14 protein-coding genes are annotated in these 16,727 nt (G+C 72.3%); 11 read left to right on the top strand and 3 right to left on the bottom strand.

The genetic code is table 11. The annotated features are described in order from the left end of the window. Positions 1-190: 190 nt before the first annotated feature. The 5 genes from BIU90_RS09800 to hrpA all read left to right on the top strand — a co-directional run bounded on the left by BIU90_RS09800 (position 191) and on the right by hrpA (position 8,516). Complete coding sequence (locus tag BIU90_RS09800) at positions 191-1,054, top strand: sulfurtransferase (RefSeq protein WP_083403848.1); 864 nt, start codon at positions 191-193, stop codon at positions 1,052-1,054. Positions 1,055-1,141: 87 nt separating this feature from the next. Further along, entirely contained in the window at positions 1,142-2,206 is a 1,065-nt protein-coding gene (locus BIU90_RS09795; protein ID WP_071300045.1) for an NAD(P)-dependent oxidoreductase, read from the top strand. Next, on the top strand, positions 2,206-2,739 hold the full coding sequence (locus tag BIU90_RS09790) for an ATPase (RefSeq protein WP_071300044.1): 534 nt from the start codon (positions 2,206-2,208) through the stop codon (positions 2,737-2,739). The genes BIU90_RS09795 and BIU90_RS09790 overlap by 1 nt, the downstream gene beginning before the upstream one ends. A 79-nt stretch (positions 2,740-2,818) precedes the next feature. Next, positions 2,819-4,633: a thioredoxin domain-containing protein gene (locus tag BIU90_RS09785; protein WP_071300043.1), complete on the top strand. Its 1,815-nt coding sequence runs from the start codon at positions 2,819-2,821 to the stop codon at positions 4,631-4,633. Between the two features lie 25 nt (positions 4,634-4,658). Beyond that, positions 4,659-8,516 carry an ATP-dependent RNA helicase HrpA gene (gene hrpA / locus BIU90_RS09780; RefSeq protein ID WP_071300339.1) on the top strand — a complete coding sequence of 1,286 codons (3,858 nt, stop codon included), beginning with the start codon at positions 4,659-4,661 and terminating at the stop codon, positions 8,514-8,516. 49 nt (positions 8,517-8,565) lie between these two features. Here the strand turns inward: hrpA and BIU90_RS09775 are convergent, their stop codons facing one another. After that, the gene (locus BIU90_RS09775; protein ID WP_071300042.1) at positions 8,566-9,237 is read right to left on the bottom strand and encodes a DUF2461 domain-containing protein; all 672 of its coding nucleotides are present in this window, start codon (positions 9,235-9,237) and stop codon (positions 8,566-8,568) included. A gap of 43 nt (positions 9,238-9,280) precedes the next feature. Here BIU90_RS09775 and BIU90_RS09770 point away from each other — a divergent pair, with 43 nt between their 5' ends. The 4 genes from BIU90_RS09770 to BIU90_RS09755 all read left to right on the top strand — a co-directional run bounded on the left by BIU90_RS09770 (position 9,281) and on the right by BIU90_RS09755 (position 13,005). Beyond that, positions 9,281-9,649, top strand: coding sequence for a VOC family protein (locus tag BIU90_RS09770; protein ID WP_071300041.1), 369 nt, complete (start codon positions 9,281-9,283; stop codon positions 9,647-9,649). A 260-nt stretch (positions 9,650-9,909) separates the two neighbouring features. Then, positions 9,910-11,577, top strand: coding sequence for a long-chain fatty acid--CoA ligase (locus BIU90_RS09765; protein ID WP_071300338.1), 1,668 nt, complete (start codon positions 9,910-9,912; stop codon positions 11,575-11,577). Next, complete coding sequence (locus BIU90_RS09760) at positions 11,574-12,059, top strand: nucleoside deaminase (protein ID WP_071300040.1); 486 nt, start codon at positions 11,574-11,576, stop codon at positions 12,057-12,059. Before BIU90_RS09765 ends, BIU90_RS09760 begins: the two co-directional genes overlap by 4 nt. Before the next feature lies 1 nt (position 12,060). Then, positions 12,061-13,005 (top strand): alpha/beta fold hydrolase, encoded by a 945-nt coding sequence (locus BIU90_RS09755; RefSeq protein ID WP_071300039.1) that lies wholly within the window; start codon positions 12,061-12,063, stop codon positions 13,003-13,005. Positions 13,006-13,039: 34 nt separating this feature from the next. On the opposite strand, the gene BIU90_RS09750 is transcribed toward BIU90_RS09755, so the two are convergent. Then, positions 13,040-13,552, bottom strand: a complete 513-nt coding sequence (locus tag BIU90_RS09750; protein WP_071300038.1) for an AAA family ATPase — start codon at positions 13,550-13,552, stop codon at positions 13,040-13,042. Between the two features lie 38 nt (positions 13,553-13,590). Between BIU90_RS09750 and BIU90_RS09745 the strand changes: the two genes are divergently transcribed. Both BIU90_RS09745 and BIU90_RS09740 read left to right on the top strand, forming a co-directional pair. Further along, the gene (locus tag BIU90_RS09745) at positions 13,591-14,253 is read left to right on the top strand and encodes a CatA-like O-acetyltransferase (protein ID WP_071300037.1); all 663 of its coding nucleotides are present in this window, start codon (positions 13,591-13,593) and stop codon (positions 14,251-14,253) included. A 4-nt stretch (positions 14,254-14,257) separates the two neighbouring features. Next, positions 14,258-14,920: a hypothetical protein gene (locus BIU90_RS09740; protein ID WP_071300036.1), complete on the top strand. Its 663-nt coding sequence runs from the start codon at positions 14,258-14,260 to the stop codon at positions 14,918-14,920. A gap of 185 nt (positions 14,921-15,105) precedes the next feature. Here the strand turns inward: BIU90_RS09740 and BIU90_RS09735 are convergent, their stop codons facing one another. Continuing rightward, a complete protein-coding gene (locus BIU90_RS09735; protein WP_071300035.1) occupies positions 15,106-16,725 on the bottom strand; it encodes an extracellular solute-binding protein in 1,620 nt (539 codons plus the stop codon). Positions 16,726-16,727: the final 2 nt, after the last annotated feature.

Genomic DNA, 16,727 nt, shown 5'->3' with positions numbered 1-16,727 from the left:
ACAGCGGCTTTGTCGTTCCGGAGGGTACGGAGGGCACGGAGGGCACGGAGGGCACGGATCGTTGGTCGTTCGGAGTGGCACGGCCCGAACGCTGAACATCCTTCGGCGCACCACCCCCGTTCGGGTCAGCGATTGCGCAGTGTTGCGGTTCCGCTGTCATCCGTCAGGGGTCCGCATTACGGTGATCGCCATGGCCCCCGTCCTGACCTCGCCGCTCGTGTCGACGCAGTGGCTCGCCGACCACCTGGGTTCGGACGAGCTCGTCGTGCTCGACGCGTCCGTGCACACCTCGGGGACCGGCCGCGCCACGACGTGGACCACCGCGCGCGACGCCTACGAGCAGGACGGCCACGTGCCCGGTGCGCGCTACGCCGACCTGACGCAGGACTTCTCCACCCCGGACGCCGGTCTGCCGTTCACCCGGCCCGACGCCGAACAGTTCGAACGCGCCGTCCGCGCGCTCGGCATCACGAACACCTCGACCGTCGTGGTCTACGACGACAGCGTCGGAGAGTGGTCCGCACGACTGTGGTGGATCTTCCGGGCCTTCGGGTTCGACGACGTCGCGGTGCTCGACGGCGGCTTCGTGAAGTGGCGCGACGAAGGACGTCCGGTGCGCCTGGGTGCGCTGCAGACCCGGCCCGTCCGTCATGCCGACGCCGACGCGTTCCTCGCCGGCGAAGAACGACCGCTCTGGGCCGACCGGGCACGGGTCGAGCGCGCGGTGGACGGCACGCAACCGGCGGCCCTCGTGCTGGCGGCCGACGATGCGTCCCTCGGCACGGACCACCCGCCCGTCGTGCCGGGGACCACCCCGATCACGCTGCACCGCGTCGTCGACCAGGACTCCAACGCCCTGCGCCGACCGGCAGCCCTCCGCGACCTGTTCGCGCCCGTGCTGGACGCCGACGAGATCGTCACCTACTGCGGTGTGGGCAGCGCCGCGTGCGTGGACGCCCTCGCGCTGACCGTCCTGGGGCACGACCACGTGCAGGTGTACGACGGCTCGCTGGCGGACTGGTGGCGCTCGGACGCCGAACCGATCGCGTCCTGACCGAACCCGACGGGACCAGGCCGCACCGCGCCTCCAGGCAGGCCCGACCCGACGGAACCCGGCCCGGACGGCACTAGCGTTGGCCCCATGAGCACCAAGCGCGCGGTCGTCCTCGGCGGAACGGGCGGCATCGGGTCCGCCGTGGTGCGCGACCTGCTGGAGTCCTCGGGCCGAGGCGGCGACGACTGGCAGGTCGAGGTCGTCGCGCGCCGCGGGGGCGACGTCGCCGACGCACTGACGGCTGCCGGTGCGTCGTTCGCCCCCGGCGACCGCCGCGACACCCAGGTGCTCCGCGATCTGCTGCGCCCGGGCGCGGACCTGCTCGTCGACACCGTCGGCGCGACCCGCGACGACGCTGCGCAGCTGCTGCCCTACCTGGGCGACGTCGGGTCGACCGTGTTCGTCTCCTCCAAGGCCGTCTACGTCGATGAGCAGGGCCGCCACGCGAACGCGCTCGACAAGCCGGTCTTCCCGGGTGCGGTGACCGAGATCCAGCCGACGGTCACCCCTGCCGACGCCGACCCGACCAGCCGCGACGGCTACGCGGCCGCCAAGGTCGCTGCCGAACAGCTCCTGCTCGACCACGGCGCACCGGTCACGGTGCTGCGCCCGTCGAAGGCGTACGGACCCGGCATCGGCCGACCCCGCGAGTGGTTCGTCGTCCGCCGCGTGCTCGACGGCCGCGAGCGCGTCCTGCTCGCGGACGCCGGCCGCGGCGTGGACCACACCACCGCCGCGAGCGGCATCGGCTCGCTCGTCCGACTGGTCGCCGGCGCTCCGGACCGGCGGATCCTCAACGTCGCCGACGCGACGGCCCCGTCAGCGCTCGAGATCGTGCGGACGGTCGCTGCGCACCTGGACCACCGCTTCGAGGAGGCCCTGCTCGACGCGGACGCCCCCGCCTTCGTCGGGCTGACCCCGTGGTCCTCCCCGACCCCGTTCGTGCTCGACACCACGGCCGCCCAGGCACTCGGCTGGGAACCGCCGCGGTACGCCGACGCGGTCCGTTCCGAGCTCGACTGGCTGGTCGAGACGGCCCACAGCACGCCCGCCGACGGCGACGTCCCGTGGGCGAGCGACCCGTTCTGGGACCGGATGTTCGACTACGGCCCCGAGGACGCCGCCCTCACGCTGCTGTCCCTCGGCTCGTGATGCCGCCCCGCTCCGAGGTCCTGTTCATCGGCGGCCGTTCCGGCGTCGGCAAGTCCACGGCCGCCGACGCCCTGCACGAGCTGCTCGCCGCCGCGGACGTCCGGCACGCGGTCATCGAGGGCGACACCCTCGACCTGGCCCACCCGGCGCCGCACGTCGAGCACCCCGAAGCTCGTCTGGCGGAGCGGAACCTCGCCGTGTTGTGGGCCAACTACCGGGCGCTCGGCCACCACCGCCTCGTCTACACGAACACGGTGTCGGTGCTCGAGACCGACGGGCTCGCCGCCGCCATGGGCGACGACCCGGTCGTCACCGCCGTGCTGCTCCGCGCCGGGGACGACGCGACGTCCGACCGGCTCACCCGCCGAGCGGGTGGCGTGCTGCCGGAGGCGCAGCTGGCACACAGCACCCGGACCGCCGGGAGGCTCGACACGGCTGCCCGAGCGCACGTCACCCGGATCGAAACGGACGCCATGGCCCCGGCCGACGTGGCACGTCGGCTCGCGTCGCTGACCGGGTGGCTCCCCGCCTGAGCGCTGTGGACAGGGCTGCGTTCTCCACCGGTCCGGTTCCTGCGCTGCCCGCCCAGCGCGGACCGGGCACGCTGGAGCCATGAACGACAACCGGCTCGGCACCGCCGTCAGCCCCTACCTGCGCCTGCACGCCGACAACCCGGTGGACTGGCGCGAATGGGGCCCCGACGCCTTCGCAGAAGCACGCGAACGAGACGTCCCCGTCCTCGTGTCGATCGGCTACGCGACCTGCCACTGGTGTCACGTCATGGCGCGGGAGAGCTTCGCCGACCCGGAGATCGCCGAGCTGCTGCGGCGGGACTTCGTCGCCGTCAAGGTCGACCGTGAAGAACGGCCGGACGTCGACGCGAGCACCATGGCCGCGGCCGCAGCCTTCACCGAGCAGCTGGGCTGGCCACTGACGGCGTTCATGACCCCGGACGCCCACGTGTTCTTCGCCGGCACCTACTCTCCGCCGACCCCGGTCGACGGGCACCCGTCGTTCCGGCAGGTCCTCGGCGCGGTGCAGGACGCCTGGCGCGACCGGCGCGACGAGGTGGACGCCAACGCGGCGTCGCTCGCCGGTGCGATCCGGCAGGGGGCGCAGTCTGCCGGCTCCGCTGACCCGGACCGGGGTCTGCCGTCCCGCGCTCAGGTGCACGGTGTCGTCCAGGCGCTCGACCAGGCGGAAGACCGCGAGTACGGCGGGTTCGGTGGCGCGCCGAAGTTCCCCTCGGCGCCCCTGCTCGAGTTCCTGGCGGACGCGGGCACCGACGGTGCGCCCGGGGCCCGAGCGCTGGCCGACCGGACGCTCCGGGTGATCGCGTCCTCCGACCTGACGGACCCGGACGGCGGGGTGTTCCGCTACGCCACCCGTCGGGACTGGTCCGTGCCGCACTACGAGCGGATGCTGTACGACAACGCCGGGCTGCTGGCGATCGCTCCGCCCGCTCAGGCCCGCGGCATCGCCGACTTCCTGCGCGACACCCTGCGCCGACCCGACGGCGCGTTCGTCGCCGGACAGGACAGCGAGTCCACCATCGACGGCCGCCGGGTCGAGGGAGAGTGGTACCGCCGACCGCTCGCCGACCGTGCCCGGCTCGCCCCGCCGCCGCTCGACGACCAGGTCCTGACCGGCTGGAACGGGCTCGCGATCCGGGGCCTGGCGATCGCGGGCGCCCGGTCCGGAGACGACGAGATGCTCCGGCTCGCCCGTGACGCCGCCGACGCCGTCATCGCCGCACACCTGCGGGACGGCCACGTCGTGGTGCGGTCGAGCACGGCCCACGGGACGTCCTCCGCGCCGCCCACCGTCGAGGACCTCGGGCTGTTCGCCGAGGGACTGGTCGAGCTCGCCCTCGGCACCGGGGACGTCGCCTACGCGACGACCGCCCGGTCGCTGGTCACCGACGGCCTCGCCGGAACGCTGACCGTCGACCCCGTGCTGGTGGCGGCGGGCACGGGGACGGGCGAGCAGCCACAGACCGCCCTGCGTTCGGGGACCGTGGCACTGGCCAGCGCCGCGGTGACGGTGGCGACACTGACCGGCGACGACGCCATGCGAGCGGCAGCCGTCGCGCTGGTGGCAGGCCGTGCGCATGCCGGGGTCGACCGCCCGCTCGGGCACGCCGACGCTCTGGGCCTGACGCTCGCCCTGCACCGGCCCTCGCGCGAGATCGTCGTCGTGGCGACCGAGCCGGGCGCCTTCCGCAGCGTGGCCGCGGCGGCGCGTCGCCCGGGGACGCTCGTCGTCACCCTCACGCCCGCACAGGCCACCGCATGGGCGGCTGCCGGGTTCACGCTGCTCGAGTCCCGCGACGCACTCGACCCTGCGGCCTACGTGTGCCACGACCGGGTGTGCGCGCTGCCGGCTCGTTCGGCGGACGACCTCGCCACGCAACTCGCGAGCGACTGACCCCAGACGGTATCCTGGAATGCTCATGTCTCCCACGCCCCCGGTCATCACGTACCCGCCCGAGCTGCCGGTCTCGCAGCGGCGGGACGACATCGCCGCCGCCATCCGCGACCACCAGGTCGTGATCGTCGCGGGCGCGACGGGATCGGGCAAGACGACGCAGCTGCCGAAGATCTGCCTGGCACTCGGGCGCGAACACATCGGGCACACCCAGCCGCGCCGGATCGCCGCGCGCACGATCGCCGAACGCGTCGCGGACGAGCTGGGCGGGGAGCTCGGCGACCTGGTCGGGTACCAGGTGCGCTTCACCGACAAGGTCAGCGCCAACACCCGCGTCAAGCTGATGACCGACGGCATCCTGCTGAACGAGATCCACTTCGACCGCGACCTCAAGCGCTACGACACGATCATCATCGACGAAGCGCACGAGCGGTCCCTGACGATCGACTTCCTGCTCGGGTACCTCAAGCGGTTGCTGCCGCGACGGCCCGACCTCAAGCTCATCATCACGAGCGCGACGATCGACCCCGAGTCGTTCTCGAAGCACTTCGACGGCGCCCCGATCATCGAGGTCTCCGGGCGGACCTACCCGGTCGAGATCCGCTACCGCGCGCTGGTCGCCGAGTCGTCCGACGGCGAGGACACGGACGACGGCGACGACGACACCGACTCCCGCACCGCGGACGCCGGCTCCGCGGCGGACGACCGCGACGTCATGCAGGGCATCACCGACGCGCTCGACGAGCTGTCGCACGAGGAACCGGGCGACGTGCTCGTGTTCCTGTCCGGAGAGAACGAGATCCGAGACGCCCAGGACACCATCGAGGGCAAGCGGTACCCCGGCACCGAGGTCCTGCCGCTGTACGGGCGCCTGTCGGCCGCGGACCAGCACCGGGTGTTCCAGCGCTCGTCGACACCGGGCGTCCGGCGCCGGGTGGTGCTCGCGACGAACGTCGCCGAGACCTCGCTGACGGTGCCCGGCATCAAGTACGTCATCGACACGGGCACGGCGCGCATCTCGCGGTACTCGCCGAGGGCGAAGGTGCAGCGACTGCCGATCGAGGCCATCTCGCAGGCCAGTGCCGCGCAGCGCTCCGGTCGCGCGGGCCGCACCAGCGCGGGCATCGCGATCCGGCTGTACTCAGAGGCCGACTTCGGGCGTCGACCGGAGTACACCGACCCCGAGATCCTGCGCACGAACCTGGCGGCCGTCATCCTGCAGATGATCTCGCTCGGGTTCGGGGACATCGAGTCGTTCCCGTTCCTGCAGCCGCCGGACTCCCGTGGTGTCAAGGACGGCCTCGACCTGCTGCGTGAGCTCCGCGCGGTCGACAAGGACGGCGCGATCACGAAGTCCGGGCGACAGCTCACCCGCTTGCCGATCGACCCGCGGCTCGGTCGGATGGTGCTCGAGGCCGGCCGCCAGGGCGTCGGGCGCGAGGTCATCGCGATCGTGAGCGCCCTGAGCATCCAGGACCCGCGCGAGCGCCCCCTCGAGAAGCGCGCGCACGCCGACCAGCTGCACGCGCGGTTCGCCGACCCGACCAGTGACTTCCTGACGCTGCTCGGACTGTGGAACCACATCGAGGACAAGCAGGACGAACTGTCGTCGAGCGCGTTCCGACGCCTGTGCAAGGCCGAGTTCCTCAACTACCTCCGCATCCGCGAGTGGCAGGACCTGTACCGCCAGCTCTCCCGCGCCGCCAAGCAGGTCGGCATCCACGTCGGCAAGGAGCGCAAGGACGACCCCGACGCCGTGCACCGGTCCCTGCTCGCCGGACTGCTGAGCCAGATCGGGCTGCGCGACCGCGAGAAGCGCGACTACCTCGGGTCCCGCAACACCCGGTTCGTGCTGTTCCCGGGCAGCGTCCTGGCGAAGAAGCAGCCCGACGCCGTGATGGCCGCCGAGTTGGTCGAGACGAGCCGCCTGTTCGCCCGGACGGCCGCCCGGATCGACCCGGCGTGGACCGAGCAGCTCGCGGGCGACCTGCTCAAGCGCACCTACGGCGAACCCCACTGGGAGAAGAAGCAGGGCGCGGTCGTCGCCTACGAGCGCGTGACCCTGTTCGGCGTGCCGATCGTGCAACGCCGCCGGGTGCAGTACGCCCGGATCGACCCCGTGCACTCCCGCGAGCTCTTCATCCGCCACGCCCTGGTGGAGGGCGAGTGGGACTCGCAGCAGGCCTTCGACCGATCCAACCGCGCGCTCCGGCGCGAACTCGAACAGCTCGAGGAACGCACGCGGCGGCGGGACATCCTGCTCGACGACGAGGCCGTCTACGAGTTCTACGACGCGCGCCTGCCGTCGGAGATCGCGACCACCCGGGACTTCGAGGGCTGGTGGCGTCGCACCCGCCGGGACCAGCCGGACCTGCTGACGATGCGGCGCGAGGACCTGCTCGACGAGTCGGCAGCGTCGGCAGCCGAGGACGACACCGAGTACCCCACGCAGTGGCGGTCCGGCGACCAGCGCCTGGCCGTGCGGTACCGGTTCGAGCCGGGCGCTGAGGACGACGGCGTCAGCGTGCAGGTCCCGATCGCCCTGCTGCCGCGCATGCGCGAAGAAGGCTTCGACTGGCAGGTCCGCGGCCTCCGGCGCGATCTGGTCGCGGCCCTCATCAAGGCGCTGCCGAAGCAGATCCGCAAGAACGTCGTCCCGGCGGCGGACTGGGCCGAGAAGATCGTCGACGAGCTGCCCGACGACGCCCCGACCGAGCCGACCGAGAGCTTCCGCGCGACCCTGGCCAAGACCATCCAGCGGATGACCTACGTCCCCGTGACCGAAGCCGACTTCGACATGTCCCGGGTCCCCGCGCACCTGCTGCCGACGTACGCCGTGGTCGACGAGCGCGGACGCCGGGTCGAAGCCGGCAAGGACCTGTCCGCACTGCAGACGAAGCTCAAGGACCGCACCCAGCAGAGCGTGGCAGCGGCGACCCAGCGTGACGGCCGACGTGGTGGCCCCGGACGAGTCGCCGACGCAGCGTCTGACCGCCGCATCGAGCGGTCCGGGCTCGTCGCCTGGCCGGAGACCGACCTGCCGCAGGTGGTCGACACCCGACAGGCCGGTGGCGTGATCCGCGCCTACCCCGCCCTGGTCGAGGAGGGCTCCGGGCCGAAGGCGACCGTCGGCGTGCAGCTGCTGGCAACGCCGGGTGACCGCGCCGTCCGGATGCCCGCCGGGGTGCGTCGCCTGGTGATGCTCGCGGTCCCGTCCCCCGTGTCGTACATCCAGTCGCACCTGACCGCGCAGGAGAAGCTCGCGCTGGCCGCGAGTCCCTACGCATCCACCACCGCACTCTTCGACGACGTCCTGGCGGCGGTCGTCGACGCGGCCATCCGCCAGGCGCACCCGGACGGGTTGGTGTTCACCCGTGCTGACTTCGAGGCCGTGCGCGACCGGGTGTCCTCGACCGTGGTGGACACCATGTTCACCGCCGTGTCCGAGGTCGCGGCGGTCCTGACGGCACTGCGGGCCGCCGAACGTGCCCTCAAGCAGGCGAACAGCATGTCGCTCCTGCCGGCGCTGAACGACATGCGGCAGCAGCTGGACCGCCTGGTGTTCCCGGGGTTCGTCGCCGTCGCCGGACTCGGCCGGCTCCGGCGCATCCGGGTGTACCTGCAGGGCATCGAGGCCCGCGTGACGAAGCTCCTGCAGAACCCCGGCCGCGATGCCACCTGGATGCGCGAGGTCTCCGCTGCGACCGGCCGCTACGAGGACGCCGGCGGCACGTTCCCTCCGACTGTCGGAGCGCACGCCGAACTCGTGCACGCCCGGTGGATGCTCGAGGAGTTCCGTCTGAGTCTCTTCGCGCAGGAACTCGGGACCGCCGAGACGGTCTCCCTGCAGCGGATCACGAAGGCGCTGGCCGCCGCCCGCTGACGACCAGCAAGCGCCGCACGAGCCGCACGACCCCGCGGACCGAGCGGCCTCAGGCGCGCTCGTCGATCGACCGGGCACCGGGGACCGGCGGCGCCGGATCGTCCGAGGCCTCGGGGTCCGACGCCCGCGCCCACTTCACCGTCCACCGGACCAGCGGCTGGACGCCGTCCCACGCGGCGACGACGTCGTCCAGCGAGCTCGTCAACGGCAGATGGACCAGCGCGGCGTAGTGCTGCATCCGGAGCAGCTCGATCCGCGGGTGGTCCGCCGACCACCCTCGGGGTGCCGTCTTCAGCGGCGGGCCTGCCAACTCGTAGCCGGCGTCCGTCAGGTCGTCGAGCACCCGCTGCAACGCGGCCGCCGCCTGTGGTCGTTCGTCGATGACCGTCCGTGCTGCCAGCAGCTGGTCGCGCGATGGCTCGTACAGCCCGCCCCCGACCTGCAACCCGTCGACGCCTGCACTGAGGTAGACCCCACCTGCCGTCAGCCCGGTGTCCTCGCGGTACGGCCGCTTGTCCGGCGTGAAGCGGAGGTCGCGGTGCTGGCGCAGGACCCGACCCGACCCGTAGCGGCGCGAGGCTTCCTGCAGCAGGGCCTCCATCGGACCCTGCACATGGTGTTCCCAGTCATCGCGGTGGTCCTCGAACCAGGCGGTGTCGTTGTGCGCGGCGAGCCCTCGGAAGAAGGTGGCCAGTGCGGGCGAGAACGGACGGTCGGTCATGGAGACAGTGAACCGACGCACGCTGAGGACTACCCTCGCCCGCATGATCGGCACACTCGACGTCATCGTCCTCGACTGCCCGGACACACGGGCACTCGCTCGGTTCTACGCGGAGCTGCTCGGGGGTGAGATCGTCGGGTACGACGAGGCCTGGGCCGAGGTCGTCCTGCCGATCGAGGGCTACCGCCCCCTCGTGGCCCTCCAGCGAGTCGATGACTACCGGGCGCCCGTCTGGCCGGGGCAGGACGTGCCGCAGCAGGTCCACCTCGACGTGAAGGTCGACGACCTGGACGCGGGCGGAACGGCGGTCCTGGCGATCGGGGCCACGGCGACGGGCGAGGGCACCGACACGTTCCGCGTGTTCCTCGACCCCGCGGGCCACCCGTTCTGCCTGATCCACCCGAACGACTGACCCGCCGGCTCCGCCCGGTCGCGCGACCCGCCATCTGCGTGCCGCCGAGGTCGCACGAAGTGCTGCCCGAAGCGCCGTCGACCGACAGGTTGCGCGACCTCGACGGAGGTGAGCGGCATGTTGCGCGACCCGGGCGCCGCCACGCCCGCGGCACCGCGACACCCGCGGGCACTGACCCTCCCCGCACAGGGGTCACCGTCCGCACACTGGCCGGTCGTATGGTGGACGAGCATCACTCGTCACCGGAGACGGAGAACGGCATGACCGCCACCCAGCCCACCGCCAGCCCCCGTCGATCGCAGGCGACCGCGTCAGTCGCCGCGATCCTCGCCGAGTCCGCGACCCGGTTCCCCGACGACGTCGCCCTGATCGTCGGCGACCGCCGGACGACGTACGCCGAGCTGTGGGCGGAGACGCTCGCCTACGCCGGAGCGCTGCGCGCCAAGGGCGTCACCGAGGGCTCCCGCGTGGCGATGCTCATCCCGAACGTGGCGGACTTCCCGCGGGTGTACTACGCGACCCTCGCACTCGGCGCCGTGGCCGTCCCGGTCCACGCGCTGCTGAAGCAGCGCGAGATCGAGTACGTGCTCCGCGACAGCGATGCGACCCTCCTGGTCTGCGCGGCGCCACTGCTCGCCGAGGGAGCCGCGGGAGCAGCCCTGGCGGGAGTCGGCGTCGTGACCGTGCTCGCGCCTCCCGGCGGAGCGGACGCTGACGGGACGAACGCCGGCACGACGGACGCTGACGGGACGGGCGCTGCCGCGCCGGACCGACTGGAGGCCCTGGCCGCGTCCGCCACGCCGCTGGACCGGTACGTGCCCCGCGACCCGTTCGACACCGCCACGATCCTGTACACCAGCGGCACGACCGGCCAGCCGAAGGGCGCCGAGGGCTCGCACTTCGCGCTCCTCGAGCAGGTGAACACGAACCTGATGTCCACGTTCGACATGCACCGCGGCGACGTCCTGCTCGGTGCCCTGCCGCTGTTCCACACGTTCGGCCAGACCTGCACGATGAACACCGGGTTCCGGGCCGGCGCGACGATCGTGATGCTGCCGAAGTTCGACGGCGACTCCGCCCTGGCCGCGATGATCGAGCACCACTGCGAGATCTTCATGGGCGTGCCGACGATGTACATGGCGCTCCTCGACGCCGCGACGCGCTCCGATGCCCGGCCGAGCCTGCGCTACGCGATCTCGGGAGGGGCCTCCTTGCCGTTGGCGGTCCTCGAGCGGTTCCAGACCGTGTACGACGCCCCGATCCACGAAGGCTACGGCCTCACCGAGACCTCGCCGGTCGCGTCGTTCAACCACGTCGGGACCCCGCCGCACCCCGGCACGATCGGCACGCCCGTGTGGGGCGTCGACATCGAGATCGCGGACCCGGCGTCACCGGACGCGATCGTCCTGCTGCCGCACGGCGAGATCGGTGAGCTCGTGATCCGCGGGCACAACCTGATGAACGGGTACCTGGACCGGCCGGAGGACACCGCGGCGGCGATCGTCGACGGCTGGTTCCGGACCGGCGACCTCGGCACGAAGGACGACGAGGGCTACCTGACCATCGTCGACCGGACCAAGGACATGATCATCCGCAACGGGTACAACGTGTACCCGCGGCAGGTGGAAGAGGTCCTGGCCACCCATCCCGACGTCACGATGGCCGCTGTGTTCGGGGTGCCGCACGAGGTGCACGGGCAGGAGATCGAGGCGGCCGTCGTGCTGCGCGCCGGGGCCACCGCGACGCCGGAGGACCTCATCAAGCACGTGTCCGACGAGATCGCCGCCTACAAGTTCCCGCGGGTCGTCCACGTCGTCGACGCGCTGCCCCTCGGCCCGAGCGGCAAGGTGCTCAAGCGCGCGCTGGTCGACCAGTTCGCCCCGGCCGACACCGCGTCCACCACCGAACAGGAGCCCGCGAGCGCATGAGCACCCCTGAACTCGACACCCGGTTCACCGAGCGCGTCGTCGCCCGCGCCGTCCAGAACGTCCGCGAGGGCGGCAAGCCCTTCGCCTGCCTGATCGTCCGCGACGGCAAGGTCCTGGTCGAGGCGGCCAACCAGGTCGCACAGTCGGGTGACCTGACCTCACACGCCGAGATCACCGCGATCCGGCTGGCCGCCGAGATGGGCGTCACCGACCTGACCGGACTCGACGTGTACGTCACCGCGTACCCGTGCCCGATGTGCCTCGGCGCGCTGTACTACGCGCAGCCGGACCGGGTCGTGTTCGCCGCGAGCCGTGACCAGGAGTCCGAGCACTACGAGGACGGCAACCGCCTGATGACCCTCGACACGTTCTACGGCGAGTACACCAAGCCCGCCCACGAGCGGTCCCTGCCCGCCGAGCAGGTCGCCACCGAGGACCCGACCCTGCCCTTCCGGCAGTGGGCCAGCCTGCACAGCGACTGACGTGCCGTACCCGCGCGCCGAGCCGTACCGCACGACGACGGTCACGACGGACGACGGCGCGCGGCTGCACGTCGAGGAGTCCGGCTCCCCCGACGGCACCCCGGCGATCTGGCTGCACGGCGGACCCGGCGGTTCGCTCGGATCCGGCTGGTACCGCACGCACTTCGACCCGACGCGGTACCGGCTGATCGGCGTCGACCAGCGCGGTACCGGCCGGAGCACGCCGAACGTGCTCGACGCCGCCCATCGGCTCGCGAACCAGACGACCCAGCGGCTGGTCGCCGACCTCGAGCAGGTCCGCGCGGCCCTCGACGTCGACACCTGGGTCGTCGCCGGCATCTCGTGGGGCACGACGCTGGCGCTGGCCTACGCCCTCGAGCACCCGGACCGGGTCCGTGCGCTCGCCTTGATGGCCGTCACGACGACGAGTCGTGCCGAGGTCGACTGGATCACCGAGGGTGTCGGCCGGCTGTTCCCCGAGGACTGGGACCGCTTCGAACGCGCCTCCGGTCGACGCCCGGGCGAGCGCGTCGTCGAGGCGTACGCCCGCCGTCTGGCCGACGGCGACCCCGCCGACCGTGCCGCGGCCGCCGCGGAGTGGGACCGGTGGGAGAGCGTCCACGTCTCGCTCGACGACCCGTCCGCGCGCGGTCGCGGGCACAAGGGCCGGGAGGCCCGACTCGCGTTCGCCACGCTCGTCACCCGGTACTGGGCGAACGACGCGTTCCTGCCGGGCGACCAGGCGGTCCTGGCCCGCGTGCGCGAGCTCGCGGCGGTGCCCGCCGCGTTCGTGCACGGCCGACGGGACGTCAGCGGACCGGCGGTCACCCCGTGGCTCCTGCACCGGGCGTGGCCGGCGAGCACCCTGACGGTCGTCGAGGACGAGGGCCACGGCGGACCCCGTGAGAGCGAGGCGCTGACCGCGGCGCTCGACGGCTTCGCCTGACCGCACCGGGGCAGTGACGCGGCGGATCAGTGACTCAGGCCGCAGTGCCCCGCGCGCGTATCCAGCCCACGACGGTGTCGAGTGCCGGGGCGTAGCCGTCGGTGGTGTCGACCTCGAGGACCGGGCATCCGAGCTCCAATGGCTCCGCCGTGCGCGGCAGGTTGCCCCGCACCCGGTCGTCCATCGCGGCTCCGTGCCCGCGTGCGACGAACCGTTCCATCGCCGCGTCGCTCCGGCAGTGCACGTCCAGCACCGTCGCGACGGGGTCGAGCACCGCGCGGACGTCGACCTCGGACTGGTCCCGGTACAGCGTGGCGTCGGCGATCACACTGCACCCGGCGGCGGCGTGGGCGGCGGTCAGGTCCCAGAACACGCGGACGCCGTGCGGGACGACCTCGTCCCGCGAGAGCGTCCCGGCCGCCATCAGCCCGGCGTACAGCTCGTCCCGGTTCACCCGAGGCCAGCCCAGCTCGGCGGCGAGCGCACCGGCAAGCGTGGTCTTCCCGCTACCCGGCGCCCCAGTGACGAGCACCACCACCGCGTCCATGCCACCACCCTACGGATCGTCGCTGCCAGGATGGGCGCATGGCCACCGACCCGGCACCGACGCCGATCGACCTCGACACCTGGACCCGACGCGAGCACTTCGAGCACTACCGCGACACCGTCCCCTGCCGCTACGAGCTCATCGTGCAGGTCGACGTCACCGCCTTCGTCGCGGAACGCCGTCGCTCCGGACGCCGCACGTACCCGTCGCAGCTCTGGGTCCTCTCGACCGCGGTGAACCGTCACCGCGAGTTCCGGATGACGCTCCTGCCCGACCGCTCCCCCGCCGCGTGGGACGTCGTGCACCCGGCCTTCACCGTCTTCAACCCCGATCGGGAGACGTTCTGCGCGGTGTTCGTGCCGTACGACGAGGACTTCGCCACGTTCCACGACGCCGCTGCCGAGGCACTCGACACCCACCGCTCGGCGACGACGATGTTCCCGCAGCAGCCCCGCCCGGCGAACCTGTTCGACGTGTCGACCCTGCCGTGGTCGTCGTTCTCGGGGTTCTCGTTGCAGGTCCACGAGGGCTGGGACCACCTGCTGCCGATCTTCACGATGGGCGGCCACCACGAGCAGGACGGCCGCACGTTCCTGCCGCTCTCGGTGCAGGTCCACCACGCGGCTGCCGACGGCTTCCACACCACCCGACTGCTCGCCGAGATCGAGGCCCTGTTCGCCGATCCGTCCTGGCTCGGCTGACCCGGTGACCGGTCTGTTCGGTCGGCTTCGGGCGCGACGACGGGCTCGACTGTGGGAGCATCGACGACCTCGCGCCGCCCGCTGGACGCCGTACCCACCCCCGAGCGCGGAGGTCGTCCAGTCACTCGTCGCCCCACGCGGACGGATCGACGCCCCCGGCCCCGAGCCGCTCGGTGCGCCGACGGCCGTCCGGCGACTCCTGCTCGTCCGCGCGCTACAGGTGCTCGGCCCGACCGAGTCCCGGTTCGCGGTCGACGCCGCGACCGCTGCGGTCGCCGACGGCATCGACGGCTCGGCGCTCGTCGAGCTCGCGTCCTCCTACCGGGACGCCGACCCGTGGCATGTCGAGCAACACCTCGTGGAGGCGCTCCGACACCTCGGCTGGGAGACCGCAGCCCTTCCCCGAGACGCGGCGGCGCTCTTCGCGGCACGGGCGTGGTCGGCGAACACGCTCGCCGGCACCGCGACCGGCTGGGAGGTCGGGTGCTGGGTCCGATCCGTCGTCGGCTGGGACCACGTCGGCCCGCTGTCCGAACTCAGCGTCCTGTCCGAGCTGTACGAGGACTTCTTCTCGGGAGCCATGGCCGAGCTCCCGGACGCCGAGAGCTCGACCAGCGAGCTCCTCGCGACGGCGGCAGACCCGTCGCCCGCCTGGCGCATCGCGTGACCACCGGCCCGTCCTGATCCGGATCGGCGGTTGACGAATCCGGTCCGCGGATCCCCGACGGAGCCGACCGGATTCGTCAGGTACCAGAAGGAAGGCCGGTCTGGGCGGCTGAGCAGTGACCACCGGCCGGACGGGAGGCCCGTGGCGGGCCCGCACCGGGCCTCCCGTCCGGCTGGTGGTCGCCGTCAGGACCCGGCGCGCGCCGCGAGCGCCTGCTCGAACTCCCGACGCATCGCGTCGCCGCCCCGGCGCCGCCACTCGCGCACCGTGTCCCCCCACGACGACACCGGCGCCCGACCGAGCAGCACGTCGTTGATCGCGTTCGTCGCGAACGTGCCGACGGCCGGGCCCTTCGTGGAGTTCGTCGGCGAGTAGAGCCCGTAGGTCGGGTTCGTGATGCCGTCGTCGAGCCACGAGGCCAGCGAGTCGTAGACGACCTCGGTCATCTCGGGGAAGCCGGCGTAGAACAGCGGCAACGGGCACTCGGTGAAGTACTGCAGCGGGAACTCGCCGAGCGCGGTCTCGCTGTTGCCGGTCTTCGTCAGGACGGGAGCGCCGTCGCGGTACTCGAAGTCGCGGCCTTCGATGCCGAACTTGCGATAGGTCCAGGCCTCGGTGCCGAACGGCGACGCGCACCAGTTCAGCACGTCGAGCACCATGCGGATGCGGTCCTCGCTGCCGGCGGCGAGGGCGGTGATCGCGTTGTTCGGGTCGCCGAGCCAGGGCTTCGGCTTCGCACCGCCGGGTCCGACGAACGGCGCCTGGGTCATCGCGAACCCGCTGCCGGGCTCCGCCTGCTGCAGCAGCCCGGGGATGGCGCTGTAGCTGTCCTGCAGCATCACGGCGGAGCCCTGCACGAACCAGACCTTGCCGTTGTAGGCGGTGACGCTGTCGGGGTGCACGAGCCCGTCGGCGAGCAGCCCGCGTGAGACCTCGAGCATGTCCTGGTACGCGTCGACCTCGTACATGTGGGTGAGCTTCCCGCCCTGCTCGTCCCACTGGTTCGGCACGCCGAGCATCGACGCCAGGATGTTCGTCGGCACCGACCCGAGCGCCCAGCGGTTCCGGTTCTGGTCGGTGAGCTCGCGGCAGAGCGCGGTGAACTCGTCGAGCGACCCGAACGACGGATCGACCCCGAGCCGTTCGAACAGGTCCTGGCGGCGGTGCAGCACGCCGGTCGTGAGTGGCCCGCGCGGGACCGGGACGCCGTAGATGCCACCGGAGAACACGGTCCCGCGCCACGACGCCGTGGGGAGGTTCGCCAGGTAGGGCCAGTCCCGGATGCCGCTGCCGGACAGCAGTGACGTCAGGTTCTGGGCCTTGGCCTCGAGGAACTGCGGCAGGTACGAGAACGTCCCGAACACGGTGAACACGTCGCCGAGGGTGTCGCCGGCGACCTGGGTGGCGAACTTGTTGCCCCAGTCGGCGTTCGGGGTGATCGTCAGGTCGAGGTCGACGCCCATCCGCTTGTCGAGGCCCTGCCAGTACGGGTTGTTCGCCTTGGCGGGTGGCACGGGCGAGTTCGTCGGGACGCTGCCGTGCAGGGTCGAGCCGTCGCCGGGCACGCCCTTCGTCGGCACGAGCCTGCTGGGCAGCTTCCGGAACGCGCTGGGCATGAGCGGGCTGGTCTTCGGCAGCACCGGCTCGGGTCCGCCGGTCCAGGGCACGTAGTCGGGCAGGGTCACGGGCTTGTTGATGGCGCGCACGTCGGTGGAGCGGGTCACGGTGTCACAGCCGGCCAGGAGGCTCGTGGCTGCGACGCCGAGACCGGTCGCGATGAGTGCGCGGCGGCTCAGCTGCGTCATGT

It is taken from the genome of Curtobacterium sp. MCBA15_001, assembly GCF_001864835.1.
In the GTDB taxonomy this organism is placed as follows: domain Bacteria; phylum Actinomycetota; class Actinomycetes; order Actinomycetales; family Microbacteriaceae; genus Curtobacterium.
Note: the sequence above shows the minus strand (reverse complement) of the source record. Positions and strands in the feature narration are given on the sequence as shown.